The sequence below is a fragment of the Peribacillus sp. Bi134 genome, assembly GCF_918698065.1.
In the GTDB taxonomy this organism is placed as follows: domain Bacteria; phylum Bacillota; class Bacilli; order Bacillales; family DSM-1321; genus Peribacillus.
The window spans coordinates 1-25,996 of record NZ_CAKKLN010000009.1; the positions used below are offsets into that span (position 1 = coordinate 1).

30 protein-coding genes, 15 tRNA genes and 2 rRNA genes are annotated in these 25,996 nt (G+C 35.0%); 36 read left to right on the forward strand and 11 right to left on the reverse strand.

The window, feature by feature from the left end; all coding sequences use genetic code 11:
- The 22 genes from LQ188_RS20215 to LQ188_RS20320 form a co-directional block, all read left to right on the forward strand.
- Positions 1-127: ribosomal RNA gene (locus LQ188_RS20215) — 23S ribosomal RNA — on the forward strand; the annotation flags it as partial.
- A 119-nt stretch (positions 128-246) separates the two neighbouring features.
- Positions 247-362, forward strand: a 5S ribosomal RNA gene (gene rrf, locus LQ188_RS20220).
- A gap of 9 nt (positions 363-371) precedes the next feature.
- Positions 372-446, forward strand: a tRNA-Asn gene (locus LQ188_RS20225).
- Positions 447-451: 5 nt separating this feature from the next.
- A tRNA-Ser gene (locus tag LQ188_RS20230) sits at positions 452-543 on the forward strand.
- A 9-nt stretch (positions 544-552) separates the two neighbouring features.
- Positions 553-627 (forward strand) — tRNA-Glu (locus LQ188_RS20235).
- Positions 628-642: 15 nt separating this feature from the next.
- Positions 643-718: transfer RNA gene (locus LQ188_RS20240), tRNA-Val, on the forward strand.
- A gap of 105 nt (positions 719-823) precedes the next feature.
- Positions 824-897, forward strand: a tRNA-Met gene (locus LQ188_RS20245).
- A gap of 5 nt (positions 898-902) precedes the next feature.
- Positions 903-978: transfer RNA gene (locus LQ188_RS20250), tRNA-Asp, on the forward strand.
- 12 nt (positions 979-990) lie between these two features.
- Positions 991-1,066 (forward strand) — tRNA-Phe (locus LQ188_RS20255).
- A gap of 7 nt (positions 1,067-1,073) precedes the next feature.
- Positions 1,074-1,149 (forward strand) — tRNA-Thr (locus tag LQ188_RS20260).
- Between the two features lie 16 nt (positions 1,150-1,165).
- Positions 1,166-1,249: transfer RNA gene (locus LQ188_RS20265), tRNA-Tyr, on the forward strand.
- A 10-nt stretch (positions 1,250-1,259) separates the two neighbouring features.
- Positions 1,260-1,333: transfer RNA gene (locus LQ188_RS20270), tRNA-Trp, on the forward strand.
- 17 nt (positions 1,334-1,350) lie between these two features.
- Positions 1,351-1,426: transfer RNA gene (locus tag LQ188_RS20275), tRNA-His, on the forward strand.
- A 35-nt stretch (positions 1,427-1,461) separates the two neighbouring features.
- Positions 1,462-1,536 (forward strand) — tRNA-Gln (locus tag LQ188_RS20280).
- Positions 1,537-1,539: 3 nt separating this feature from the next.
- Positions 1,540-1,614 (forward strand) — tRNA-Gly (locus LQ188_RS20285).
- 8 nt (positions 1,615-1,622) lie between these two features.
- Positions 1,623-1,696 (forward strand) — tRNA-Cys (locus tag LQ188_RS20290).
- 8 nt (positions 1,697-1,704) lie between these two features.
- Positions 1,705-1,785: transfer RNA gene (locus tag LQ188_RS20295), tRNA-Leu, on the forward strand.
- 174 nt (positions 1,786-1,959) lie between these two features.
- Entirely contained in the window at positions 1,960-2,949 is a 990-nt protein-coding gene (locus LQ188_RS20300; RefSeq protein WP_230177966.1) for a tyrosine-type recombinase/integrase, read from the forward strand.
- Positions 2,950-3,673: 724 nt separating this feature from the next.
- The gene (locus LQ188_RS20305; protein ID WP_230177967.1) at positions 3,674-4,939 is read left to right on the forward strand and encodes a hypothetical protein; all 1,266 of its coding nucleotides are present in this window, start codon (positions 3,674-3,676) and stop codon (positions 4,937-4,939) included.
- A gap of 493 nt (positions 4,940-5,432) precedes the next feature.
- On the forward strand, positions 5,433-5,729 hold the full coding sequence (locus LQ188_RS20310) for a hypothetical protein (protein ID WP_230177968.1): 297 nt from the start codon (positions 5,433-5,435) through the stop codon (positions 5,727-5,729).
- The gene (locus tag LQ188_RS20315; protein WP_230177969.1) at positions 5,719-6,021 is read left to right on the forward strand and encodes a hypothetical protein; all 303 of its coding nucleotides are present in this window, start codon (positions 5,719-5,721) and stop codon (positions 6,019-6,021) included. Before LQ188_RS20310 ends, LQ188_RS20315 begins: the two co-directional genes overlap by 11 nt.
- Before the next feature lie 123 nt (positions 6,022-6,144).
- Positions 6,145-6,939: a hypothetical protein gene (locus tag LQ188_RS20320; RefSeq protein ID WP_230177970.1), complete on the forward strand. Its 795-nt coding sequence runs from the start codon at positions 6,145-6,147 to the stop codon at positions 6,937-6,939.
- A 689-nt stretch (positions 6,940-7,628) separates the two neighbouring features.
- Here the strand turns inward: LQ188_RS20320 and LQ188_RS20325 are convergent.
- On the reverse strand, positions 7,629-8,102 hold the full coding sequence (locus LQ188_RS20325) for a hypothetical protein (protein ID WP_230177972.1): 474 nt from the start codon (positions 8,100-8,102) through the stop codon (positions 7,629-7,631).
- Between the two features lie 702 nt (positions 8,103-8,804).
- Between LQ188_RS20325 and LQ188_RS20330 the strand changes: the two genes are divergently transcribed.
- The gene (locus tag LQ188_RS20330; protein WP_230177974.1) at positions 8,805-8,999 is read left to right on the forward strand and encodes a hypothetical protein; all 195 of its coding nucleotides are present in this window, start codon (positions 8,805-8,807) and stop codon (positions 8,997-8,999) included.
- Positions 9,000-9,038: 39 nt separating this feature from the next.
- Here the strand turns inward: LQ188_RS20330 and LQ188_RS20335 are convergent, their stop codons facing one another.
- The 3 genes from LQ188_RS20335 to LQ188_RS20345 are packed head-to-tail and all read right to left on the reverse strand — an operon-like array spanning position 9,039 to position 10,563.
- Positions 9,039-9,590, reverse strand: a complete 552-nt coding sequence (locus tag LQ188_RS20335) for an adenylate kinase (protein WP_230177976.1) — start codon at positions 9,588-9,590, stop codon at positions 9,039-9,041.
- Between the two features lie 49 nt (positions 9,591-9,639).
- The gene (locus tag LQ188_RS20340) at positions 9,640-9,882 is read right to left on the reverse strand and encodes a hypothetical protein (RefSeq protein ID WP_230177978.1); all 243 of its coding nucleotides are present in this window, start codon (positions 9,880-9,882) and stop codon (positions 9,640-9,642) included.
- Positions 9,883-10,563: a hypothetical protein gene (locus tag LQ188_RS20345; RefSeq protein ID WP_230177980.1), complete on the reverse strand. Its 681-nt coding sequence runs from the start codon at positions 10,561-10,563 to the stop codon at positions 9,883-9,885.
- A 672-nt stretch (positions 10,564-11,235) separates the two neighbouring features.
- On the opposite strand from LQ188_RS20345, the gene LQ188_RS26860 reads away from it, so the two are divergent.
- The 4 genes from LQ188_RS26860 to LQ188_RS20360 all read left to right on the forward strand — a co-directional run bounded on the left by LQ188_RS26860 (position 11,236) and on the right by LQ188_RS20360 (position 14,021).
- Positions 11,236-11,358, forward strand: coding sequence for a hypothetical protein (locus LQ188_RS26860; protein WP_290370130.1), 123 nt, complete (start codon positions 11,236-11,238; stop codon positions 11,356-11,358).
- Positions 11,359-11,486: 128 nt separating this feature from the next.
- Positions 11,487-12,131: an HNH endonuclease gene (locus tag LQ188_RS20350; protein ID WP_230177981.1), complete on the forward strand. Its 645-nt coding sequence runs from the start codon at positions 11,487-11,489 to the stop codon at positions 12,129-12,131.
- Positions 12,132-12,140: 9 nt separating this feature from the next.
- On the forward strand, positions 12,141-12,992 hold the full coding sequence (locus LQ188_RS20355; RefSeq protein WP_230177983.1) for a DUF6615 family protein: 852 nt from the start codon (positions 12,141-12,143) through the stop codon (positions 12,990-12,992).
- A gap of 18 nt (positions 12,993-13,010) precedes the next feature.
- On the forward strand, positions 13,011-14,021 hold the full coding sequence (locus LQ188_RS20360) for a hypothetical protein (RefSeq protein WP_230177985.1): 1,011 nt from the start codon (positions 13,011-13,013) through the stop codon (positions 14,019-14,021).
- A 32-nt stretch (positions 14,022-14,053) separates the two neighbouring features.
- Here the strand turns inward: LQ188_RS20360 and LQ188_RS20365 are convergent, their stop codons facing one another.
- Genes LQ188_RS20365 through LQ188_RS20375 form a run of 3 tightly spaced genes read right to left on the reverse strand, consistent with a single transcriptional unit; the run spans position 14,054 to position 16,576 of the window.
- On the reverse strand, positions 14,054-14,737 hold the full coding sequence (locus tag LQ188_RS20365; RefSeq protein ID WP_230177987.1) for a hypothetical protein: 684 nt from the start codon (positions 14,735-14,737) through the stop codon (positions 14,054-14,056).
- Positions 14,738-14,754: 17 nt separating this feature from the next.
- A complete protein-coding gene (locus tag LQ188_RS20370; protein WP_230177989.1) occupies positions 14,755-15,045 on the reverse strand; it encodes a hypothetical protein in 291 nt (96 codons plus the stop codon).
- A complete protein-coding gene (locus LQ188_RS20375) occupies positions 15,035-16,576 on the reverse strand; it encodes a DUF3427 domain-containing protein (RefSeq protein ID WP_230177991.1) in 1,542 nt (513 codons plus the stop codon). The genes LQ188_RS20370 and LQ188_RS20375 overlap by 11 nt, the downstream gene beginning before the upstream one ends.
- A gap of 692 nt (positions 16,577-17,268) precedes the next feature.
- Between LQ188_RS20375 and LQ188_RS26745 the strand changes: the two genes are divergently transcribed.
- The 6 genes from LQ188_RS26745 to LQ188_RS20400 all read left to right on the forward strand — a co-directional run bounded on the left by LQ188_RS26745 (position 17,269) and on the right by LQ188_RS20400 (position 20,600).
- Positions 17,269-17,997, forward strand: a complete 729-nt coding sequence (locus LQ188_RS26745) for a tyrosine-type recombinase/integrase (protein WP_253074058.1) — start codon at positions 17,269-17,271, stop codon at positions 17,995-17,997.
- A complete protein-coding gene (locus LQ188_RS26750; protein ID WP_253074059.1) occupies positions 17,994-18,197 on the forward strand; it encodes a site-specific integrase in 204 nt (67 codons plus the stop codon). The genes LQ188_RS26745 and LQ188_RS26750 overlap by 4 nt, the downstream gene beginning before the upstream one ends.
- Positions 18,198-18,367: 170 nt before the next feature.
- A complete protein-coding gene (locus LQ188_RS20385; protein WP_187050469.1) occupies positions 18,368-18,580 on the forward strand; it encodes a hypothetical protein in 213 nt (70 codons plus the stop codon).
- Positions 18,581-18,633: 53 nt separating this feature from the next.
- On the forward strand, positions 18,634-18,885 hold the full coding sequence (locus tag LQ188_RS20390) for a hypothetical protein (protein ID WP_230177993.1): 252 nt from the start codon (positions 18,634-18,636) through the stop codon (positions 18,883-18,885).
- A gap of 213 nt (positions 18,886-19,098) precedes the next feature.
- Complete coding sequence (locus LQ188_RS20395) at positions 19,099-19,626, forward strand: DUF6241 domain-containing protein (RefSeq protein WP_230177995.1); 528 nt, start codon at positions 19,099-19,101, stop codon at positions 19,624-19,626.
- Positions 19,627-20,168: 542 nt separating this feature from the next.
- A complete protein-coding gene (locus tag LQ188_RS20400; RefSeq protein ID WP_063577328.1) occupies positions 20,169-20,600 on the forward strand; it encodes an ASCH domain-containing protein in 432 nt (143 codons plus the stop codon).
- Positions 20,601-21,206: 606 nt separating this feature from the next.
- Here LQ188_RS20400 and LQ188_RS20405 read toward each other — a convergent pair.
- Entirely contained in the window at positions 21,207-21,497 is a 291-nt protein-coding gene (locus LQ188_RS20405; RefSeq protein ID WP_063596606.1) for a hypothetical protein, read from the reverse strand.
- A 414-nt stretch (positions 21,498-21,911) separates the two neighbouring features.
- The gene (locus LQ188_RS20410; protein ID WP_134783170.1) at positions 21,912-22,118 is read right to left on the reverse strand and encodes a hypothetical protein; all 207 of its coding nucleotides are present in this window, start codon (positions 22,116-22,118) and stop codon (positions 21,912-21,914) included.
- Between the two features lie 473 nt (positions 22,119-22,591).
- On the opposite strand from LQ188_RS20410, the gene LQ188_RS20415 reads away from it, so the two are divergent.
- Together LQ188_RS20415 and glsA are read left to right on the forward strand one after the other, a co-directional pair.
- Entirely contained in the window at positions 22,592-23,047 is a 456-nt protein-coding gene (locus LQ188_RS20415; RefSeq protein ID WP_101223432.1) for a stage III sporulation protein AH, read from the forward strand.
- A gap of 373 nt (positions 23,048-23,420) precedes the next feature.
- Positions 23,421-24,362, forward strand: a complete 942-nt coding sequence (gene glsA / locus LQ188_RS20420; RefSeq protein ID WP_101223532.1) for a glutaminase A — start codon at positions 23,421-23,423, stop codon at positions 24,360-24,362.
- Positions 24,363-24,490: 128 nt separating this feature from the next.
- On the opposite strand, the gene LQ188_RS20425 is transcribed toward glsA, so the two are convergent.
- Together LQ188_RS20425 and LQ188_RS20430 are read right to left on the reverse strand one after the other, a co-directional pair.
- Complete coding sequence (locus LQ188_RS20425) at positions 24,491-24,685, reverse strand: hypothetical protein (protein ID WP_053533812.1); 195 nt, start codon at positions 24,683-24,685, stop codon at positions 24,491-24,493.
- Positions 24,672-25,193 (reverse strand): tyrosine-type recombinase/integrase, encoded by a 522-nt coding sequence (locus LQ188_RS20430; protein WP_230178222.1) that lies wholly within the window; start codon positions 25,191-25,193, stop codon positions 24,672-24,674. The genes LQ188_RS20425 and LQ188_RS20430 overlap by 14 nt, the downstream gene beginning before the upstream one ends.
- A gap of 356 nt (positions 25,194-25,549) precedes the next feature.
- Here LQ188_RS20430 and LQ188_RS20435 point away from each other — a divergent pair, with 356 nt between their 5' ends.
- Positions 25,550-25,882, forward strand: a complete 333-nt coding sequence (locus LQ188_RS20435) for a hypothetical protein (RefSeq protein ID WP_101223431.1) — start codon at positions 25,550-25,552, stop codon at positions 25,880-25,882.
- The last annotated feature ends 114 nt before the right edge of the window (positions 25,883-25,996 follow it).

Consider the following 25,996-nt stretch of genomic DNA (forward strand, 5'->3'; position numbering starts at 1 on the left):
TCAAGATGAGATTTCCCATGGCGCAAGCTAGTAAGATCCCTGAAAGATGATCAGGTTGATAGGTCAGAGGTGGAAGCGTGGCGACATGTGGAGCTGACTGATACTAATAGATCGAGGACTTAACCATCGCTTTTAAAAAAATGAAATACCTTCTTATTATCTAGTTTTGAAGGAATGAAAATTTCTTCTTGCATTTTCTCGAAAAGACGTTATAATAATATATGTCTTGAAAAAATGTTAACATTGTTTGGTGACGATAGCGAAGAGGTCACACCCGTTCCCATTCCGAACACGGCAGTTAAGCTCTTCAGCGCCGATGGTAGTTGGGGGTTTCCCCCTGTGAGAGTAGGACGTCGCCAAGCTTATATTGTTCCGCAGTAGCTCAGTGGTAGAGCATTCGGCTGTTAACCGAACGGTCGTAGGTTCGAGTCCTACCTGCGGAGCCATTATTGGAGAGCTGTCCGAGTGGCCGAAGGAGCACGATTGGAAATCGTGTAGACGGGTAACCCTGTCTCAAGGGTTCAAATCCCTTGCTCTCCGCCATTTATACCTGGCCCGTTGGTCAAGCGGTTAAGACACCGCCCTTTCACGGCGGTAACACGGGTTCGAATCCCGTACGGGTCACCATTTAGACAACATATTGGAGGATTAGCTCAGCTGGGAGAGCATCTGCCTTACAAGCAGAGGGTCGGCGGTTCGATCCCGTCATCCTCCACCATTTTTCAATAACATCAAGTTGTTTCTGCATAAAGGATTGATCATTTCAGCCCATTGAAACGCTTAATACGAAAACTTGATGCATAAAAAGCAACATTATTACCGTCGCGGGGTGGAGCAGTCCGGTAGCTCGTCGGGCTCATAACCCGAAGGTCGCAGGTTCAAATCCTGTCCCCGCAATCTATGGTCCCGTGGTGTAGCGGTTAACATGCCTGCCTGTCACGCAGGAGATCGCGGGTTCGATTCCCGTCGGGACCGCCATTTTTATTGTTTGGCTCAGTAGCTCAGTCGGTAGAGCAAAGGACTGAAAATCCTTGTGTCGGCGGTTCGATTCCGTCCTGAGCCACCATAGTAGTGCCGGTGTAGCTCAACTGGTAGAGCAACTGACTTGTAATCAGTAGGTTGGGGGTTCAAGTCCTCTTGCCGGCACCATGTTTCATCCATATGCGGAGGGGTAGCGAAGTGGCTAAACGCGGCGGACTGTAAATCCGCTCCTTAGGGTTCGGCAGTTCGAATCTGCCCCCCTCCACCATCTTTATTACAGGGGTATAGTTTAAAGGTAGAACAGAGGTCTCCAAAACCTCCAGTGTGGGTTCGAGTCCTACTACCCCTGCCAATTTAAATCCTATAATGGCGGTTGTGGCGAAGTGGTTAACGCACCTGATTGTGGTTCAGGCATTCGTGGGTTCGATTCCCATCAGTCGCCCCATTTAATAAAACATGATATAATGATTACAACGTTAATGGGCTATAGCCAAGCGGTAAGGCAACGGATTTTGATTCCGTCATGCGAAGGTTCGATCCCTTCTAGCCCAGCCATATGCGAAAGTAGTTCAGTGGTAGAATACAACCTTGCCAAGGTTGGGGTCGCGGGTTCGAATCCCGTCTTTCGCTCCAAAAACGTTGGCGGCATAGCCAAGCGGTAAGGCAGAGGTCTGCAAAACCTTTACCACCGGTTCGATTCCGGTTGCCGCCTCCAACAAACATGCCGGTGTGGCGGAATTGGCAGACGCGCACGACTCAAAATCGTGTTCCTCTGGAGTGCCGGTTCGACCCCGGCCACCGGTATCAAATTTTATTACCTTCAATTACACAGTGAATTAGGTAATAGCAACGTTTAAAAACGTCTCTACAGTTATTGTAGGGGCGTTTTTTTGTTGTCTTTTTTATCTATTTTCACATGACAAAATTAACTAAAATCGTGTTCATGAATCGTGTTCACTGTAGAAAGGAGGAACCAATTTGGCAAGGCGTAAAAATGTTTTGAATGAAGTTGAATTAGCTGTTATTGAAAAGAAAGTTAAATCCCATGTAGAAACATTTAAGGATGCTATACAATTGTTCATCCAAGACTGTGAACTTCGAAATTTAAGACCTCATACAATTCAATATTACTTGAATGAAATACAAGCATGTTTAAATCAGCTTAGAGATCAGGAAATCGACATAACTGTTTTAAAGCCTTCTAATCTAACTGAAGAACATATAAAAAACAATGTAATCCTCTATATGCGTAACTTCAAGGGTAGCAGAGTGGTTACTATCAATACAAGATTGCGTGCTTTACGTGCCTTTTATAATTTTCTTTATAAACAAAAGCATATTTCAAATAATCCAATGGAAAATATCAAGTTGCTTAAAGATAGGAAAACAGTTATTGCTACATTTACTAAAGATCAGTTAAATAGGTTGTTTAAACAGCCGGACCTTAGAACTTTTACGGGTGTCCGTGATTACACAATCATGATGTTAATGCTTGAAACTGGTATAAGAGTGAATGAGTTAGCAGGGTTATCTTTAAAGGATATTCGCTGGGAAGACTATATGGTTGTTATTAGAAATGCTAAAAGTTATCGGGAAAGATTAGTTCCCATTCAAAAAGAAATGAAACAACAAATAAAAAAATACATAGCTATTCGTGGCTGTGTAGAGAGTGAAGCGTTGTTTGTTACTGTTGATGGGGAAAGATTGTCTAAAAGAGGGATACAACAAAGGATTACTAAATATGGGGAGATGGCTAATCTTAAAGATGTGAGATGCAGCTGTCATACTTTTAGGCATACTTTCGCTAAATTAAGTGTTCAGCAAGGTGCTAATATATTTGAAATTCAAACTATTTTAGGACATACCAGCATGGAAATAGTAAAGACATATGTAAATCTATTTGGTAATGATGTTAGAGACAGACATAAAGAATTTTCACCAATAAAAATGCTGGATAAACGAATCTAATAATGTTCGAGAACAAAAAGAAAGCCACCTATTCACAGTAGGTGACCTAAGATCCTTTAAAATTTAATACGAAAAATCGTAATTCTTGTATTTATTTTATCGAAAAAAATAAATTTATGCAAGTTGTCTTTAGTTATGTCTTTTTTACGGTCTTTCCAACGTGGAAACCTACTAACACGTTGTTAAACAAAACTTGAAAGGTACTGGTTGTAGCCAATGCAGAAAATACAGCCGTAATCACATGAACAGCTTTCCTTGTTTGCTGGTGGTTACTAGGTGAGAACGACCATTAACGGTTCGGTAGGTTGCTTGGTGTGTTACGGCACAGGTAGCAATAGACAAACGATAACATTCGGCACGTTGGACAAGCATAACGTGTAAAAAGTCTGTTGTGTATGAAAGTACAACATTCAAACAAGGTGATACGGTGGAACCCTCAACAACTCGGTTCAATTCAGTGTTAATGAATGGCTGCTTTTATAGTACTTAATTTTTTTAAGTGCTATAAAGGTAATCATTCTTTTGTCCAATGTTTCCTAGACAATCTTGTTAATTCAGTAGAAATCAAAACCAAAAATCAAGAAAATCAAGATAAAATAGAACATACCTTATGTTAAATTTATAATTGCTACCTTAAATATATGTCCTAATTCATGTGTAAAGTGCCAGTTAATAAGTAGGTAAGTTAACTCTTACAAAACACACATGAAGAGGAAGATTATATATGCTAGTGAAAATACCAACGCAAAAAAACATCAATATTATTGATTCAATTATGGGAAGTGGAAAGACTAGCTGGGCTATACAGTTCATGAAAAACGCACCTCCCTATCAAAAGTTTATTTACATCACGCCATTTAAAGGAGAAGTAGAAAGGGTCATTCTATCCGTTGGCCGTGGCTTTAAACAGCCACAAATAGACGATAAAAATAATACAAAATTAGAAGATATAAAACGCCTTATTGCAAATGGTGAAAACATTGTTTCAACCCACTCTCTTTTTAGAAGTATAGATAGTGAAGTCATTGACTTGTTAGATATGGAGAATTACACGTTAATTCTTGATGAAGCTATGGATGTAATCGAACAATTAGATATTTCAAAAGATGATTTAAAAGTGCTATCCGAAAACGAAGTGATCGAAGTAGATAATAAAGGGGTTGTACACTGGAAGCAATTCGATTATAAAAGAGGATATTTCGAAAAGTTGAGGAACTCAGCCAATTCAGGGAACCTAATGATGTATGAAGATGAAAAAAAAGAACCAGTTGCAGTATATTGGACTTTTCCAATAGATACCTTTAAATGTTTCGAGGAAATATATATTTTAACCTATATGTTTGATGGACAAATACAACGTGCTTATTTTGATTTATTCGGTCAAAATTATATCTATAAATCAGTTGTAAAGGAAGGAACAGTATACAAGCTAGCACCTTATGTTTCTTTTAGAAATGAAGAACGTTTACAACTAAAGGAACTGATAAACATTTATTATCTTTCACCTAAAGACAAAAAAGATATGAATAAAATGGGGAATAAGCATAATTACTTTAGTGTGGCTGATTTAAAGAAAAAGGTTAAAAGCAAAGACACAAAGAAAGTAATAAAAGATAATGCCTATAATTTCTATTACAATAAATGTAATGTACCAACGGATGAAGTTATGTGGACTACCTTTAAAGAATTTAAGGATCACCTAACACCTAAAGGCTTAAAGGAACATTTCGTAAGTGTAAATGCCCGTGCAACAAATGAATTTCAACATAAAAGCACTTGTATCTATTTAGCTAACATTTACCTCAATCCATTAACAAAACATTTCTTTAACAAACAAGGGGTGGAAGTTAATATTGAATTATTTGCTTTATCGGAACTTCTTCAGTGGCTTTTTCGCAGTCGTATTAGAACTGGACAGCCCATCAATGTTTACCTTCCCTCTAAGAGAATGAGAACTTTACTGGAACAATATCTCGACAATCAAATTTAACTCTTCTCTTCACTTTAATAGCTTAGTAAGCAAACGCTGAAACCGTTGGTATCACTGGGTTTATCAAGTATTTCCTTATAAGAAAGATACTAAAATAATAAAAACCTTCCCAATTACATTACAAGGGATAGCCAAAGAACGGCTAAACCCTTTCCATGATAATTTGGCTGATAATAGAGGGATTGTAATAATATATCCTAATAATAATAAAGTGAGGGGGGTTATGCCCTCACACGAGGCTTTAGCCGAGTTATGTTTTGAACTCAAAGAAACTAAAATTAGTTTTTAACAGAATAATTATGTATTTCAAGTCAGGTTAATTCAAAGCCTGGCTTTTTTTATTCAAGAAAGGTGATCAAATATAAACACCCTTTGTTTTTAGTTTAGATTTTCAAAAAAATATTTTCTACAATGTCCTAAATTGAAATCAAATTGTCAGTAAGTAATAGTAACGGGCTTTAAGAAGTCCAAAAAAAACTTGGAGGGATACAAAATGAAAACAAAAACGATTATTAAGAACGGAACTATTTTTTCAGGAGAGATTAAAATGGTTAAGACTTTTCCAGCTTCAATTCGAAGTAACGGTGAGGATACTACAACTACATTTTTATGTTTTGAGATAATTGATGATAAAGGTTGGCATCTTATAACTGTTAGAGATAAAGGGATTTTGGATAGTATAACCATAACGGGCGACGGAGGGGGAAGAATAGTTGATATAAATAATCTTTCTATTAAGGAGTACGAATTTATTAGTAGAATGATTGAAGGTGCAAAGTATGAAATTTAATAGAGAGGAACAGGAAACAGTTATTACTTTTGACGCTAAAAAAGGGAGATGGACTTTCTATAGCTGCGTCCCCTCTCACGTTCATTCCTTTATAAAAAATCCTATTCTAAATAAAGAAAAAATAAAGGTATTAACATCACATGAAGGTAAACCCACTAGTATTAAGTTTACTGTTGAAAATTCTCTTGTTACAAAGAGTTTTTTGAAGAAAAAACGAACGTTAAGCAAAGAACACAAAAAGGCGTTACAAAATGGAATGAATAAAAAAAGGGTACAAAAGACTAACCTATAATCCCACTATCTAAACGCTGTATAAGGCATTTACTCTAGCTTTATATGGCGTTTAATAATGGAATTGATTTGCAGGAATATAGTCCCTATTTGTCGAATTAAGTAGGTGAAAAGGGGAGAAAAGATGAGAAAGCATCTATTTTTGTTTGCATTATTATTAACACTATTATTGGTGGGCAATGATGCCAGTGCACAAACAACAGCCAAACCAACAAATGAACAATTAGAAGCCCAAATTACCGAACTTGAAAAAGAAATTGAGGAATTAAAAAGTGTAGATGAATTAAAAAGTGATATGCAGGATTCGTTATTAAATAAAGAAAAGGATAAAGCCAGCAATATCTATAATGCCTCTATGTGGTTTATAGCTGCTATAGGTGTTCTTGTTGCAGTAGGCGGTCTTTCTCTTACATATTTCTCTAATAAAATAGCCAAACACCAAAAGAAAATTGAATTAGTTTTAGATTCTAAAGACTTTGATAACAAAGTAGAAGCCATTGATAACAAAGTAGAATCGATTGAACAAAGACTAGCCACCATTCGTTTTGAAGAAAGATTGAATATAATATCTACTGCTAAAAGGCAATTTAAGACACTATGCAAAGACATAGATAAAATAATAGCTGATGTAAAAATCACAAAAGAACATAAAGTGATGGATATTGAAGACCTTGAAGAAATTTTGAATAGAGATGCAGATGGTGATTACGGATTTAATGATTTCATCTCCGAATATGAAAGAGTAAAAAAAGATTTTATAGAAACGTCGGGTCATGAAATTACTCCTATGGACGATGAGGAAAATGAAGAAACTGTAGAGGAAGCACTCCTAGATGATATTGAGGACTTAGAAAGTTTGCTTGAGGATTTTGAAAGAATAGAAAATGAGATTGGTGCTGCGATATTATTAAAATCCTGAATTTATGAGTAAAGTAAAGTGGAATTTGATGCTTGTCCACCCCTTTTGGAGACAGTAGCCCCAAACTTTTTTATGCTTTTTTGTGGATTTGAAAATGGGCAAATTGTTAAAAAGCTAGGCGGGACAAGGGGTGAACAAGTGTTCGTGTTTAAGCGTGCACAAATAATAAATACCGTGAAAGAACCTCAAAAACGACTCTTTCCTTTATGCAAGAAATAGTGGGAAATAAAATAATGACGACCTCCAAAAGCCCGTTAAATCAACAATGTATGAAATAACGTATAAATGATAAAAACACACAGTTCCAATAACGTTGATTTGAAGGTATTTATGCAAACTATCAACTTCCTATAGTGGTGATTATGTTAACTAGTTTTGAATATTCAATTCACCCATATACACAAAACAGAGTGAACCCCGTACATAGAATAAAATTGAATCACCTAGCAAACAATATGGATATATATTACAAAAGTATTGCCGTGCATTTAAAATGTCTCATTTGTAAAAGCCGAACTTTTAATGGGTTCGGTTTTTCTCATGGAGAAGGCACATTTTTTATATAACATCCGATCCGAGGAAAAACATTCTATGTATTTTGTTACTATCAAATAAGATTGAACTGAAATAACAAAAATAAAAAGAACCACATCCAATCAAAAGTTGGAAATGATTCTTCTATCGTCATTTTATAGTTTTGCTAAAAACTCTTCTTTTTCCTTGTTCATTCTTTCCATGGCTTCATCAGTGTACCCTGACTTACCTTCAATTTCACCCTTTCTAAATTGTTCAAAAGTACCTTTTGTTCTATCCCAGGTCATAGGTATATTAAAATTGACTTTTTGTTCATACTCAGCTTCTCTTTTTAATATTTCAAACTCATCTTTATATTCAATCTCATCTAATGGGTCAGAATGACCATATTTAATATATTCTTTTTTTATTTGTCTTGCATAACAAAATTTTTGATTAGTAAGTAATTCATCAATAAATACTTCCTCTTCAGTTCCAGTATTTATACAATGCATGTACCATAGATTCTCTTTAAAGAAGTCCTTCTGCAAACAAATAATATCCCCTTTAAAGATGAATTTTAGGAAATTAACGCCTTTCGGGATAAAAATTATATTACTGGTTAATTGTTGAAGTTCTTCAATCTTCATTTTATATCATCCCCTTTAACTTATTTAGGATAATTTTCAATATATAACATCTGTTTTCCTTCTGTTTTAAAAAAAAAGTGAAAATAAGATGAAATAAAAACAAGCTATTTGTGAGACTCTCATATACCAACAGTAATGATTGAGGCTATACAGCACCGCAGGTAAGGAGTGGGGGTCTGTCAAAAATACCAGTCAATAGTGGGGCTATAATTGGGGCTATAAATATGGGCATAGGTTATGCCTCACCGCACCTACTCACTAGATAAGTAACACCTCACCACCGCCTCATACAAGGGCATATAGAAGGGTATGTACATAGGTAATAGGTAAGGCAAGGACAATAGAAAGAAGAACAATGAATGAAGAAAAGAAAAAGAAAAGAAAAAGAGAATGAAAGAATAAAGAACAGTGAGGATAGGTAGTAGTAAGGCATGAGGTCAACCGCACAGCTAGGACATGGCAATATAGGGAAGGGTACACCATGGGAAGCACTATATCTCCACAGCCCTGTCTGATCAATGCAATGTATACACCATATTTATAAAACCTTTTTGGGGGAACTAGTGTTGCTGAGGGCGATTCTAAGCCACCTAAAGTCATTAGTAAAGTATTCACCCGTTAACTTAGGATTTGCTATAATTGAATAGCCAACTTCTCAAAAAAAATTTCTGGGATTTTTCAAAACATTTTAGGGGTGTCCATATGACTGATAAAGAAAAAGAACTAGCTGAACAGATATTAGATAAAATAGAATCTATAGAAAACAACCTTTCCGATTTTAGGCAAGAAGTGAAGGGGTTCAGAAATGAAGTTAATGGGTTTAATGATGCATTCAATAAAGGATTTAATGGGGTTCATGAAAAGCTGGATAATATCATTGAAATGAATAACAAATAGTGATCGCTGCCATGACTAATAAAAAAGAAAGAAAGGCTATTATAGAAGCCCTTCTTCAATGAAATAATTCTTTATAATCTTAGGGTTAACTTGTAATTCTTTAGCTATTTCTTGATAGGAATAATCTTCCCAAACCATTCTATCTAGTTCGGCTATATCTAGTGAGGCTTTCTTCTTTTTAGATTTAATACTCACAGCACTGACACCAAAAGAAGTTGATTTACCATGAGTAGTACCATAAGGTTTGTGACACCTGTGACGCTGATTAGCATTTTCACCAACCATATGTCCAGCCTTATTAAAGAAGATTACGCCACAGGCACTACATTTAAACGTCATAGAAGAATGGTTATTAAGGTAATGGGTAAGGGCTGTGACAGTGCCACCATACACCTTATCTAATTCCTTTTGAAATGTCTGATCCTTTGCCTCGTACTTCTCATTAGTGTTTACCGCAGGTTCTTCATAAGGTGGCAAATAGTCAGAAGAAAAGCTGTTAACCTCTATTACTTGTACCGCTTTATTAGCATGTTTAAATGTCCGCTTTAATTGTCTTTTCTTACGTTGCTTTAACTTCTTTTTGTTTGCCATTACAAAAACCCCTCTCCTTATTTTAGGTAAAGAAAAAAGACCACCGATTTTAATCAGTAGCCTTTTCTTGTTCTTCCATTGCTTTAATTATCTGTTCCTTAAAGCCAGTATCTTTAATGCGGTTTAACATAGCCTCAGCAAGTCCTTTGTCACTAATAGGAGACTGTTCTTTTTCCTGTTCTTCTCTTAGTTGTAATCCGTACTGCATGGCAACTAAAGGAGGTAAGTTTTTTAATGCCTCCATGTTACCTTTCTTTAATTCTGCCAATACCTCAGGGTCTAAGTTACTCATTTATTCAGTCTCCTTGTTTTTAAATTTGTCTGGAATACGTCCACTAGTTGCTGATTCAATTTCATGTGCTTCTAGTACAATATTAGAACCGTTATATCTTGGACGGTGGCGGTCTGCATTAAATGACTCGTCAAGGATACGTGGGTACATTTCACGAACTTTAGAATCACTGAAAAGGTCGTCTACGTCAGGGAACACCTCTAAGTACTGTTGATGTGATTCCATTCCAACCTCAGCGATTATTGCCATTGTCTGACTAAGAACTCTATCAATAACAGGTTTCACATCATATTGACTAGCAATAGCACCGTCCATAGACAATGCCTTACGGTACACCTTGTAATAGTGATACATGAGTTCTTGCTTTTCTTCCTTAGTCTCAGCTAATAGCGTATCAATAATATTCATTTCCTCAGCAGTCTTTTTCTGTTGGATCCTCAAATAAACAACCTCAGCCACATTAGCTGTTTCTTGGTCAATTAGATTCTGTGCGTACTGTTGCTGTAGGTCTAAAATTTGGTTTTCTAATACTCGCTGCTGTTCTTCCAGCTTATCCGCCACAGCCTTGTATTCTGCAATAGCTTGTTTAATGTTAGGGTATAATTCCATTTCACTAGCTAGCTGTTTAAGTGCCTTTTGGTCAACCTCGACATTTACTTTAAGTTCATTCATTTTAGACATATTCCTTTTCTCCTTTTCCTACACTAGATTTAATTTCTTGATTCTTTTCTCGATTCAACGTCCAATACCTTTATGGCGGTTACTGATAATAACAATCCAATCACTTGTACCCTTTCCTTTCTTTACTGTCGATTATGTTACGAATTGCCACTAATTCAATGTTGCTAATCTGTAACTTCTTAATAGCGTCCTTTAGCTTGTTTTCATAATATGGTGTGAAGTCTAAAGAACCTTTCTCCAATTTTCCGATAGTTGATTTATTTACCCCCATATACTGACTGAACCTGTCTAAAGTTAAGTTGCGTGAATGTCTCACATACTTAATAAAACGGTGATCAAGTTCCGATTATATGGAAGACGTGAATTAACTGTATACATTGATTTCACCTCTCTTGGTTCCTCTTTTTAGAATTGAAATGACAAAAAAAAGGCATGACATTTGAGGCACACCTTAACCCCAAAAACATTCAGAAAGGAAAGATAGAATGGAACTATAGAGAAGTCCAGCATTAAACCTCTCTATTACTTCCTTACACTATAGATTGCGGGACACCCCAAAAATATCGGAACTTTTTAGAAAAATTTTTATTTTTAATGTCCTAAAGTGAACTCAGATTGTCAGTACCTAAGGGAGAGGTTAAAACCTTATCCATATTTCAAGGGGAAAACATCATGGGGAAAACAACAAAGAAAAAGAAACCAATTACTATAAACGTAACAGTAATCAATAAACCATCAAAAGAAGTTATTATAAATACAACAAAGATTTTAAAGACTTTAGGCACTTCTGCTTAGAGTCTTTTTTTGGAGGGAAATAGTAGTTCATAAAATTTATAATTATTTTTTTTCTAAAGTCAGTTTCTTTATTTTGGTAATGTCTATTTATATTATAATGTAGTTATGGAAATAAAATGAGGTGTGTTATGTCTGATAGAACACAGTGGCTTCAAGAGGTAATTCATGCTTTGGAGGAATTAGGTGGACAAGCTACATTAGTTGATATTTATAACAAAGTTGAAGATAGAAATAAAATTGATTTAAGTAGTTATATAGATTGGAAAGCACAGATTAGAAAGCATATTTATTTAAATTCCAGTGACACAGATATTTTTAAGGGTAGAGTTGGTGACGATACGGATCTGTTTTATTCTATTGAAGGTAAAGGAAAGGGAATATGGGGATTACGTGCATTTGTACCTAAAGGAAATAATGTAGATTTAACTGAGGATGATCTTGGTTTCATTGAAGGAAAGAAAAAGTTAAGACAACATATCTATAGGGAACGGAATCCCAAAGTAATAAAAATGGCAAAAGAAAAGTTTAAACAGGAACATAATGGAATTTTATTTTGTGAAATTTGTGGATTTGACTTTTATGAAACATATGGTGAAGTAGGTGAAGATTTTATCGAAGGTCATCATACAATACCTGTTTCAGAATTAGAAGAAGGACAAGTAACTAAGGTAGAGGATATTGCAATTGTTTGTTCTAACTGTCATAGAATGTTACATAGAAAAAGACCTTGGTTGACTAAGGGAGAATTAAAAAGATTAGTCGGAAAAAAATGAGGTGTACGAGTGGAAACGAAAAGTACTCTAATTAAAGAAATTAAGAGAATTTCATGTGAAATATGGGATCAAATGCACGAAGTTATTCAACTCCAGCAGGGTGCTAATGAACCCTCAATTACTAGTTCCATATTCTCTGAGTTGAAAAAACTAGAGAGAAAGGGTCTTAGTATAGCAATTGCAACACGCACAGAAAGCCCAGAGAATATAACTGGTGCAGATATTGAATGGTGGTTAGAGGAAGAAGGGAAGTTTATAGCTTTAAGCATACAAGCAAAGAGGTTATATTCCAATGATGAATACTCTCAACTGGACTATTATGTTGGTGAAGAAAAGAAACCACAGATTGACATCTTAATTGAATATGCCGAACAAAATAAAATGATACCTCTGTACAGTTTTTATAATTTTATTCAATATGAAGGTGGATCAGATGTACATACACAACATGACAAAGCGTGGACGTATGCATATGCCCATGATTTATTAAATGTTAAAACTTCTTCTCCTTCTGACTATCAAAAGAGAGAATATTTAGAGAGTGCATGTGATATTAAACCCATTTATAACATATTTAATATAGGTCTTACTGGTGTATTAGAAAATTATAAAGCAGTCCATGAAAGTATAAATATTAGCAGTTATAAACATTCTGATTGCCCAAGTTATATTAAAGAACTTAAAAGAAAAATAAATGATACAATGCTATATACAACTATAGAAGAGGCTATGTCGATTTTTCAGGGTCACTCTACCCGAACAACGCCACCACCCCCTAAAGAACTTGAAACTAATCAAAAAATATTTATTTACACCAATCTAACACCATACCATGACCATCTAAAAGCGTTGGGTTTTTAAATAACTGGAGGATCATCAATGAGTATAGAATTAAGTCTATTAGTAGAAGACTACATAGATAAGGATAGTATAGAACAAATTATTTTTAACTTAGGTTTTGAAAAAAGTGAAGTTTATGATGATTACTTCTGGTTTAACGCTGATTATGTTTCAACAAGAGGTTGCTGGTTTAGTTATAGCTATGATGTTGAAGTGTTTATTAGTGATGAACCAGAGGTAATCAAAGTGTTTAAAACAGTGCTTAACACAAAGACTTATGCGGGTAGAAGTTATGGAGATATTGAAATGCAAATGGAAGTCCTTCGTAAAATACAAGAAAAACATGGTGGTGAAATCTTTGATCCTGATGAACGGGAATATGGATTTTTTGATAATGACTGGCCAAACTTATCCAGAACCGAAATTGCCTGTGGTTTAGCCTATTTACATTTTAAAGAGAATCTACGTAAAGCAAAGTTACTAATTGAAGAAGTAGATCTAAAAGAAATTGAAGGAGAATTAGCAAGAGGTTATCCCATAAGTAATAAACAGTTATTACGCAACAACACATTGTTGCCATTTTTTGTTTCTGTTCTTGAAACATTTTTGAAATTATTTTTTATGAGATACTTAGAAACAAATGATGAAGCAGTAGATAAAATTTTTCGTAAGAAAGATAAATTACCATATTCAATCGTGAAAGAAATACTTTCAGGTGAAAAGTCTATTATAGACATTGAATTAGAGGACTATTCTTTTCAAAACTTTAAATCTGCTAATAGAGGATATACAAAATATTTGAATTTTGACTTATATGATGTTTTAAGTAAAAGAATTAAATATAACGAGAAAGAAGATACTATTGCAAATGTGTTAAGTGAAATGATAAATATGAGGCATGAGATTATCCATAAGGCGTTATTAGAATATGATTTGGATAAAACAAAAATGGATAAATATTATTACTATATTGAAAAATTCGGTGAAATTTTTATAGCTGACTTTATGAAAAAGCATAAATTAAGATTGTTGATTGAAGAAGAACTATAGAAGGGTATCCTAAAAACGGACACCCTTTTTCCTTACTGATAGACATTCAATTTTTCTTTTAACAAGTTTATGAAGATTCTATCAGCAAAGTTATTATCATTTAGACAAATATAATCGTACCAGCTGTAGTCTTTTTTAATCTTATTTAGTAAATCTATATTTGTACCGTTGGGTTTAGAATAAAAAATAGTGACAGCTTTAAAGTTATCATGTTCACTATGTCGTACATTCTCTATTCGGTTAAAGTCCTGTAATGCTAAAGGTATTTCAATATCTTTATACAAACTGCCTTGAAAGTAATTAGCCACAATATTACTATTTAAGTCACCAACGTCTACTTTTACCTTTTGAGGTATTTTAATTGCTTTTACTGAAAAGTAATATTCAATGGTGTTACCATTCATTACTTTGATATCCGATTGTTGTGTTTTAATCTTCTCATTTCCATACTTATCAAAGTATGTTCTTTTACCATTTAAAGTTCCCCCAGAAGAGACTTTAAGGTAACTATTTGATAAAAGCCACCCTTCTATAATTTTAAGAAGTAGTAACTCGGTAAAACCAGAGAAGTTACTTTTACTACCAAAATACTCTTTAAAGTTATCCGTTAGGTAAATGTAGGCATTACGTATGTCTCTGCATGTTAACTTGTTATGATCTTTTAATAATGTATTATTTAAATCATTTATAAAGTTATTGATAATCGAATTTATCATGTCAAGCGTTTTCCTTTTTATTTAGAATAACGTGCTATCAGGTCTTTACAGGCTTTATCAACCATTTCATAGTCTTGAAATAAAATATGTGCAGGATTATCAAAAACAATTTCTCTATTTTTGCAAGCCGTTTTCCAATCTTCAGAATTACCATGTTGAATAAACACAATACAAGCTAGCCTCTCAATACCGTCGTTCCATGTAACGTCACCCACGAAAACCCTATAATATCTATCCTTACCTTCACTGGATTTTAGAATTTTTCTATCCCACTCATTGTGTACTTTAAGGTCGTTTTTATAATTCACTTATAGCCACTCCTTTTAATAGCTTTTTTAAGAACTCAATAGAGTAAGCAGGTTTTTTCTTATGTAACATAGCATGGCAATTTGGACATACAGGTCTTAAATCAGCAATAGGGTCAACTTCATATTCTTCACCGATAGTATGTAACTCTTTAAGGTGATGAACATGTATAAAGTCCTTGCCAAGATCACCATAAGTTCTTTCAAAATTAAAATCACAAACTACACAACTATACCCATAGTGTTCAATGCATTTCTTTCTGGCTACAGGGTTACGTTCATAAACGTTAACAGATACTTGTTTAGTCGCCCCTTCTGTAAATTTTTCTGGGTTATCTACTTCCTCAGTAGTTTTATTAGGGTATTCTTCATTTTCATCATTAAATTCCCATATGATCTTTACTGGTTTAGTGTTCTCATATTCTTTTACTCTACCGTTACCTTGATATACAAAGTTAGGATTACTACTGTCCTCACGTGTGAAAATATAAATGTTTCCTTTCGGATTTAACATGGCTTGAATAGTTGGTGTAGATAATGAGTGATGATTTTTACCGAACCACTGAAATTCATCACCAATAAACTTATTGTCATAATCATGCCCAGTACGTCCAGCAGAGTTAATGTTGGCGAATATAAAAATGTCATTATTGAAGGTAGTGTAACCAGTGTTCCAATTACCACCTTGTTTTTCTTCGGGAACATTGAAAACCCTATAAACGTCTTTTCTAGCATATTCATTTCCTACTTTAAGAGGGATAGTGTTTGTGTTTTTAGGACTATCTACAAGTATGGAAATTTTTCTTAACGTTTGTGGATTTAAAGGCATTGAAGAAGCTTGAAAGCCTTCAACCAAATACTTATCAAATTCTTGTTCTTCTAAATTTAAATCATCAAGTAGTATTGGTCTATTTAATAAGTTTCTTATGTATCTAACAGGTACTCGATAATTTTCTTGATCGCTTTCCTCGTAATAATGTTCGTCTCTTTCTGATGAATAAATTGGTTCATCAGTAACTTCAACTACTGCGTAAATCCCACGCTTTAGCTTGGGTTTACCGTTTAGTTGTTCTTTATTTCTATAGTCGTGACCAACTCTAATAACACCTAATTGTCTTTCTTTAAACCAGTCTTTTTGCCAACTAGTTATTGAAAAGGTATCTTCAACTTTGTTTGAGGTTAAGAAGTCATCAATAGCCCATTTCTTTGGATTACAGAAAAATGTCCAAAACCCAGTAGGCTCAACTTTACTTTCATTATTGTTTTCTGTCTCAATACCCAATTCATTTAATTTAGCTAATCTAACATTTTCATCAGTTGTGAAAGCATAGGTATTTCCATTATATGACCAAGTTTCTCCAAAAAATATTCCACTTTCTACTTGCTTGTATGGTATGTATTCGTAATCTGAGTACTCTTTTAACCATTTTGAAGCTGATTGAATAGAAGGAAATTCTTTTAATTCTATCCCATTTTTAAAAATAATTACTGGTTTTTCTATCTTATTTACTGCAACAGGGTTTCGTAGACTCATTTATTTTCATCCTTTTTATATATTTATTTTAATATTCATAAAAAATGATGGTAGGTCACTTACTAAAAATACTTCAAGTGTTGTTATGATTTATCAAATGGTTAAAGACATTTGATAATAAAAGTTAACTTATTGAATTTAATTCAAATATGTCAAATCATAAAGAATTAAATCTTAAAGCACTATAGTACTGATTGATAGTTTTACCTTACTTCTTATCTTATCAAACTCTGTGACAGTAAATGAATGCACTCAGGAAATTCTTATAGCTATAGTAAGAGGTTAGTTTCTAAACAGCAAATACATGTTAATGGAACTATCATTATTTAATATAATACCGTAACGATTTTCGTAAGGAGAAGTACAAAAGGTATATTGCTATTGAAAAAGAAACTGTATATAATCATTATTATTAGATTGTCGTGTGCAGAGATAATATATTAAAAATTACAATTACCTGTAGAATTACATAATATCACTGTAAATAAAGGTATAATAAGATATGGATACTGGAACTTTCCGACTCAAAATCGTGTTCCTCTGGAGTGCCGGTTCGACCCCGGCCACCGGTATCATGAAAGCTTATAGAAAAAAGGTCTCAACTTAAATGTTGGGGCCTTTTTTCTATGTCTTTAATACGACAAAAATAATCCAGAATCGTGTGCGGCGAATCGTGTGCTTAGGAGGTCGTAATGAGAAGACGTAAAGAATTAACAGAAGATGAACTAAGAATTATTAAGAAGAAGATTTCAGATGAAGAAGCATATGAAGCCTTTTTTAAGGACTGCTATTTAAGAAACTTAAGACCAGCGACGATTGAATACTACAAAAATGAATTTCATGGAGCAAAGCGGATTATTAATAAGCAGCTCGTTAAATGGGTACAAAAGGACGTAGAAAGCTTAATTCTCCAGAGTAAGGAACTAATGAAGGTTACTACTATTAATACCCGATTGAGAGCTCTAAGAGCATTCTATAACTTTTTATGTAAGAGCAAATTTATCGATAAGAACCCAATGAAGAACATCAAATTATTAAGGGATAGACAAAAGACAATTGATACATTGGACAATAAAGAAATTGAGAAACTTATAGGGACAATTAGAAAAGAAAAAAAGTTTATATCCTTTAGAGATGAAGTAATCATACTTGTTTTCCTGGATACTGGAGTCAGATTGTCTGAACTTGTAGGCATTGAAGTAGATGATGTTAGGGGGAACATTATCATTATTAGAAGAACAAAGAATCTCTTTGAAAGAACGGTTTACTTATCTGAAACGACACAAGAGCAGCTAAGTAGATATATAAAGATAAGAGGAGATGTTGAGACGACCAAGCTGTTTATAAGCCAAGATAATAAAGAATTAAATCGACATAGCATTCAAACTAGGCTTACTAAGAGTTTGGGAAGAAAGCAATGATAAATAAGCGAGTTAGTCCTCATACATTTAGACATACGATGGCTAAGAGGATGATTGTTTCAGGTGTGGATGCATTCTCTTTAATGCATTTACTTGGTCATACAGATATCACTGTTACTAAAAGATATGTGAATTTATGGGGACAAGATCTGGAGCAAAAGCATAAGTTGCACGGAGCATTAAAAGGATTGAAAATGTAGGTAATATATCCCAACTTATATTTTACGAACAAGTGTACGTTGAATTATAATAATAAAAGAGATGGCAAATGAGTTTGGCGGCTCTACCATCTCTACACAAAAAACAGAAGAATTAACTTCTAATTAAATTTTAGCAAGTTTCTTTTTCTGTGTCAAAAGGGGAAAATTTTATGAAACTCATGTCACTTTTAAGTGGAAAAGGATTTGTCATGTTTAACAAAGAACTAGCTCATGAAGTATCAGTCAACGGAGCAATTATTTTTGGACAGTTATGTTCAAGCTATGAAAGTTTTGGAAGTAAGAAAATGCTAACTGTACGAGATGGTAAAGAGTACTTTTATTTAACTAGTGGAGTTTTGGAAGAAGAAACAGCTTTATCATAGAGGCAGCAATTGAAAGCAATTTAGAAGATGCAGGATATATCGAATCGGTAATCATGGGTTCGCCTTCTAAGAAGTACTTTCATGTCACAGATAAAATAGTGCAGCAGTTACTTCCAAAAGTTGCTGTCAGCTCTGTAAAAAGCGCAGACCTAAACGAGGAAAATGAACAAGGAACTTCAGTACAAAAACAGTCTAAAGATTTTTTGAGCTATGATAAAAGTGTAACCCTAGCTATAACTAAAGAGCAATCCAAGCCTGTACAAAAGTTACCAGCTTATAAAAAGAAAAATATTAATCCCATCTAATCAATTTAGATTTAGATGATTTTGAGGATTAATAACTTATGCTCTATTTTTTTATTATAAGATAAAAATTTTATATCTATCTATCTATATGGTTACTTAATAGTTTAAGATTATTTGTTAATAGTTTATGTTAATATAATAATGGTTAGCTTATCCATAAAAGGATGTAACTGAAATGAGTGATAATCGAACTATGACTCGGAGGAACTTACAATGAACAAATTTAGATGGTCAATGGTTGGACTTATAACAGCTGCAGCAGTTATCTCAGTGGTAATGACAATTTATCAGAATGCTAAAAATTATGAAGAAAGGCGGGAATCTAGAAGTGCTCCTGTGGAAATTTTGAATAAGGATGATGAAGAAGCAGAAATGGAAGAACAAACTTCAGAAATTGGTGGAGTTCAAGATGAAACTGGTCTTACCCAAAATTCAACTCAAGAAGAAGTTATGGATGTTATGCACCATATGACTCATCAAAAAGTTATTGCAGAAGAGAAATGGGGAGCAGTTGAGATGAATTCCGAAAACATCAATGCAGTTTACGATATTGTGGTTGATAGCGATTTCATGCTTAAAGGTGATTTGTTAAATATCGTATCTGGTTGGAAAGAAGGAAACTTTGACAACGTTGCTCAAGATCATAACTACTTTTGGGAGTATCAAAATGGAACTGTTGGAAAAGCCACCGGAATCCTTAACACAGATGAAGAAGCAGAATTTATCGATAATAACTTTTAACAAAAAATGAGCCAAGCCAGGCTTATTTTTTATTTTAAAATCAATATTTTATTAACCAAAACAAAAAGGACCTGGGTGGTCCTTTTGTAGCTTGTCCCAATAATCCTATAAAACTAAATATGGAATTTCCTTACCCTTATAGTATGGAAAAAAATTCGATGTTGCAAGGTGTCTTTAGTATTGCCTTTTTTAGGGTATTCCCTTGTGAGCTGCCGTTAAGCACAAGTTAATAGACAAAACAACGGAAAAAATAGCTGATTTTAAGCAGGAGAAAACTGTTCTACAATTCGATTTTTCTAGCTTTATCGACAGTGAAAAGTTAGAACCGTTTACTGTAGAACTGCCAAAATAATGCACTAGCATCTATGCACTTAGTGTTGCAACAAAATATAGTTAGGACCACGAGGACAGCGTACATTTTGGTTAGCTGTCTTTTTTATGGCAAAAGTGAACATTAAATCTAGATACAGTCTATATTATCCTTATTCAAGGGAACTATATAACCAATTAACTTAATGATGTCAGGAGCAGGGGGATTAATAATGAAAGTACTGTCGATGATCCAGCCTTGGGCAAGCTTATTTGTCCTTAGGGAAGCCGAATATGAAACAAGGACTTGGAGAACGCATTATCGGGGTCCTCTTGCTATTCATACGAGCAAAAAAGTAGATAAGCCCGCCTGTAGACTGGATGGAGTTGCCGAGCTGCTGGCTAAGCATGGGTATACAGAAGATAATCTGCCGACCGGAATGATAATTGGAGTCTGCAAGCTGAAAAACTGTTTGAAAATAGAAGAAAACAATGGAAACTGGGCGGTCTTAGAAGATAGTCGGGTTATTTCAGGGAACGACTTGTTTTTAGGGGATTACAGAGTTGGCGGCTATGCCTGGGAAATTGAGGACATGCGGATGCTCGATGAATATATTCCTGCAAAAGGGCAGCTTGGGCTGTGGGAGTTTAGCGGAAAGATATAAGTATCAAACCATAGTGGCACTGAATCTGGAAATTCTATGCTTGTGGTTCTCTTTGGGGTTGCCATTTGATTAGGAATTTACTGTTTTTTTGGTGGTTTTTCATAGTTCTGAGACTAATTTTTGCTTGTTTCCCCATTGCGCGGTTCAAAAAGAGGGAGAAATATGATGGTTTTTAAGGGATATCGGTTTCCGCAAATGGGGAATTTAACATTTTTTAGCCCGACTCAAAATCGTGTTCCTCTGGAGTGCCGGTTCGACCCCGGCCACCGGTATCACCAATAGCGAAGAATCGCTATTACATCAAGCTTCACACTTAATTGTGTGAAGCTTTTTTGTGTTCATGACGCACTACAGAACATGTTCAAATAATGTGCGGGGGCATTATGCAATGGTTTTTAATCACTCCAGAATGAAGGGAATTGAAACCAAGGAGCAAACAAAATCGAATCAAACAATTGGCAGCTTATCGGAGTTAAAAAGGTGATAGAATCTTATGCACTGAAATCGTTTATTTTATCAACGTTTGTTCTTACAATTAAAAAGAAAAAACGAATGGGTCAAAGAGTATTAACTCTGCCATTCGTTTCGTAAACTTTGTTAATTGATTTAGATTTCAATATTCATAGCATTCAAGTCTGCTTCCGTATAGCCAGAAGCGGAGAGTGCGATTTCAATTTTTTCAGCAGCCTTATAATCAAATAATTTGAATTTAGACATTAATGCGAAAGCATTTTGATTTTCGATCGCCAAGGCAACAGCCTCCACGTCTTGCAGTAACTTCAGGTCTTCAATGTAGAATTGAGCGGTTCTCATAGCTAAATACTCATTCGTTGTAGTCGAACTGTAGAAAAGCCTTGTTAAAGTGGCGATTGCGTTAGGAACGAAAATCTTATTCATAATTACCCCTCCACTATTCATAATATTCTGTCACCTGAGTCATTACTAGTATGAGTCACTCTAAAAATGTTGTCAATCTTTATCTTTTGAGCATATTTACTCACCAGTTGAAAGTAGGTATATATTGAAATTGAGTAATAAAATATCTGAGACTTTTCCAAAGGCAAAAATCATTGCACAGGGCGCACGAAGTAGGCGAAAGAATGAAGTTTGTTTACGAAACGAACCAAATTATATGTACCATGTTGTTTCAAGCTCGATCGTTAGGTCTCAGGCTCGATCATAACCAATTGGATTATATACTTCATCCAATTACTTTATTCAACAAATGGGCCATTTTTTTCAGAAATTCTTTCAATGATGAATTCGTTTCTGTGTTCGAAACTTTTAAACGGTTTATGAAACAGCAGACCCTTATAAACTGTAAAGAAGGCGGGCTTCCACATTCCGCAGCTCTCCAGATGAAACACTATCAGCCACAATTATTTGCATTGTTCTCGTAGTTGTCATTCGTTTGTCTGGATGCTTCAGTTGTAGCTGCTGTTGTATCGCTCGGAAAAGTTCATTATTTTCTGGACGGTTGGCGTTATAGATTTCTTGTAAACTTTTTGATTTTCCCATGACCTTTCCTACTTTCCATCAAGTGTGAGATACATATGAAAGCTTCTTATGCGATAATATTCGTATGTTCTATATTTCCGTCTTATCGCTTCTAATTCCTTCTTTTTTTAATTAAATCTTTAAAGAACAGAGAAGGTTGCCCCTGTTTTTTTACAAGGCATTAGCCCATCTGTCTTACAGCTTGACCTTTGTTATATATGTTGTTGTTGTTGTTCAGGATCAAAGTAATTCTGAATCACGATCTGCGTAGGAGTACATTATTGTGAGGATAGAATATTCATATGAGGCATGATGCATTACTCCCGTTATCATCAGCGTTTCAAATGGAAAGAACATGGTTTGGCACTATCATCCACTCTCTGGATACGATAGAAATGGTAAAGGTATTCGGATTGAGGGTGCACATGCGTTCTATGGCAGTGCAAAATAATCTCGTATTGTAATATGCTTGATTTATAAATAGGGGGGACAAGATGTTAAGCGTTGAAAGGGATCCAAAAAATAGAGTTTATCAGGAACTAATTGATTTATGCTTTGAAGTATGTGATGAATTTCATCTAGTTATTAGAACCGATATGGGTGCAATAAAAGACTTAGAGGAAATCATAAATAAGTTCAAAGCATCATTAAAAGAAATGAGAAGCGAATCAACATGGGCTAGTACAACTCTTGGTGATAATCAAACTGCAAATGTTTATTATTTTTATGCTGATGGGAATGCAAAATCAATAATAAAAATGATTGCAAAATCTCTTTTTCAGTGGGAAATGCCTAATTTGCCTGAGGATTTGTCTTTTTTTAAACAAGGAAAGGTCTGGCTGGCTACTTCTTCTCATGAAAAACAATGCTTCATTTTTCCTGAGAATGAAACCGAAGCTTCAAAAATTATGGGTATTGAAGGTTTAAGAGTTGAAGAATTGGATGATTAACCAATGATATGTCTTTGAATATATACACATAACAAAAAAAGATGAACCCTATTTGATTCCAACGCAGCATTAAAATCAAGATCTCAACGATTATGTGAGGTCTTTTTTCTTTAAACACGACGAAAATAATTCAGAACCGTATGCATTTAGATTAGGGGAGTATGGTTAGACCTTATAATGGGTGAATTAGTATCAGTAAGAAGCATATGAAAATTTCTTTAAAGAATTATTATTTAAGAAATCTAAAACCAGGAAAGTGCCGCTTCGTAGTTTTTTAAATAATATCGATGAAATATGGTAATAAATAATAAAACCACTATCTAAGAACGCTTCACAAAACAAATTTTCTAAGGGGCGGAAAATTGTGAACAATATGGGATGTCAATGCAGTTCCAATGAAGAATTACAGCAACTGGTCGATGAGGCAAAAAAATATACAAATATGGGAACAGTGGCAGACTATATACCGGCTCTTGAGAAGGCGAATCCTGGGGATTTGTCTGTTGCAATTTACTATCCTGACGGAAAAGGATATTGTGCGGGGGATGTAAGAGGTAAAATGACCCTGCAAAGCATATCGAAAGTTTTGACACTTGCTCTGGTATTAATGGAAAAGGGAGAGGAATATGTCTTTTCCTATGTAGGAAAAGAACCTACCGGCGACCCTTTTAACTCAATTGCCAAGCTAGAGACAAACAAGCCATCCAAGCCGTTAAACCCGATGATCAATGCAGGAGCATTGACTGTGACCCACATGATTGCAGGTAACAGTGTAAATGAGCGATTTCAGCGTATTTTACATTTTATCCGGGAGTTGACGCAAAATCCTACTATCGGTTTTAATGAAGATGTTGCCCGGTCAGAATACAATACAGCAGACTTGAATAGGTCTTTAAGCTATTTTTTAAAGCAGCATAATGTAATAAATGAGGATGTGGAGGATTTAATCGAATTGTATTCGAAGCAGTGTGCCATTGAAATGGACAGTCAGGATTTAGCGAGGATAGGCTGTGTGCTGGCCATGAATGGGAAAGATTTGTTGACGGGAAAGCAAATCATCCCCGGGGACATTGCACGTATTTGCAAGACATTCATGGTTACTTGCGGCATGTATAACGCATCAGGTGAATTTGCCATTAATGTTGGCATACCGGCTAAAAGCGGTGTGTCAGGGGGAATCATGGGGGCCGTCCCCGGAAAATGTGGGATTGGAATTTATGGTGCAGCGCTGGATGAGAAGGGGAACAGCGTTGCCGGGATAAAAATCTTGCAAATAATGGCGAAAAAGTATTCCTTAAGTATGTTTAATTTGTAAACATTGAAACCATTATCGAGTGAGTCGGATGTTAAAGGAGTTCAGTGTAAACCCTTGAGGAAACAGATCATTTACCTTCACAGCAGCAAAAAAAGACCTCTGCACATAAGGGCAAGGTCTTAAGCTGGTTATAACAAGTTGGAGAAAAGAGATACTTTTTTATATAAAGCATTTACCTCTTTATTTCGATGTTCCCCGATTTCATTTTTTAGCTGGCCTTCCATATCGGTCATTAAATCAGCTAACTTCAATGCCTTTTGTCTGTCGGAAATATTGCTGCGAATGATAGATTCATATTTTGCATTGTATTCAGTCAGTGACATTTCTTCCGTCCTCCCATAGTGTAAAGTCATTTAAGCTGCCCTCTGTTCCTTCTTCAGCAACCCCAATGTACTTAAGTGTAATTACAGGGTGTGAATGGTTAAGGATCATTTGTAACTCAGTGAGGTTCTTACTTCGTTTATAGTGCCAGTACCCGAATGTTTTCCGCATGGTATGTGTACCGACGCCCTCGATGTCCACCATGTCAGCTGCTTTATTAAGCTGTCTGTAAGCTTGTATCTTACTTATTGGCTTATCGCCCTTGCGTGAGGGGAATAGCCATTCACCATCAATGGTGGCTATATAGGCGGCCAATTCATTACATATAGTATTAAGCTGTATCATTCTTGGCTTTTTTGCTTTCCCTTCCTTGATGATGACCTCCATCTTGCCTTCAATGTCCTTTATCTTCAGCGATAATAAATCAGTTACACGCAATCCGGTATTGATGCCTAACAAGAACAATATGTAGTCTCTCTCGCTGCAATGTCTTTTCAATGACCATTTCATATCATCTAATTTTTCCGATGATCTGATTGGTTGAACGTCTATTAAATGTTCTTTTGGCAAAAGTGATCACCCTTATTTCACGCCAATGGAATCAGTATTTTGAATGTATACTTTTAAGAGTAACACTGAAAAAGGATGGAAGTCAATTTGAGGAGTATACTGATATTTTTTGGACTGTCCTTTTTATAGGGTTCGGAGTATTTTAGTTGTTTATTGAATAATAGCAATAAACAACTTCTGGAACTTGATATACTGAAAATAGTAATATTTTTCTAAACTAGTGTTATTGATGGATATTTAATAGATGAATTAATTCATTCTGAATTTATTATGCTAGCAGGATTGGGGAAACCACCATGAAGAGAGTTTTAGCTATATTGAAAAAGGTACTGCCTTTAAGCTCAAGGTTGATTACTATGGCAATTATGATAGCCGTTTTTTACTGCATGTTCATGTTCGCAGACCTGGAGAATGAAAAGGTAGACAGAGAGCGTCATAACGAGCGATCGGTGAATTTTGAAGAGATGAGCGATCAAGAGTCTGAATCTGAAGATAATCCAGCAGGTTCTATGGTGAACTATTGTAAAGATAGCGCTAATGAAGGTCGCACCTCCAGTTGGTTTGGTATCGAAGAAAACGAAATGGAACCTAGCGAATACACGGTCGAATGCATTGAACACCTGGAATAGCAGCTGAGTTCCTATGGATCATCCGGAAATTTGAAATTCAGGATTCACTACAAGGACATCCGGGGAGGTCAGGGATATCGGAACAAGTTGAGAATTGGGAAAAGGTTTGGATAT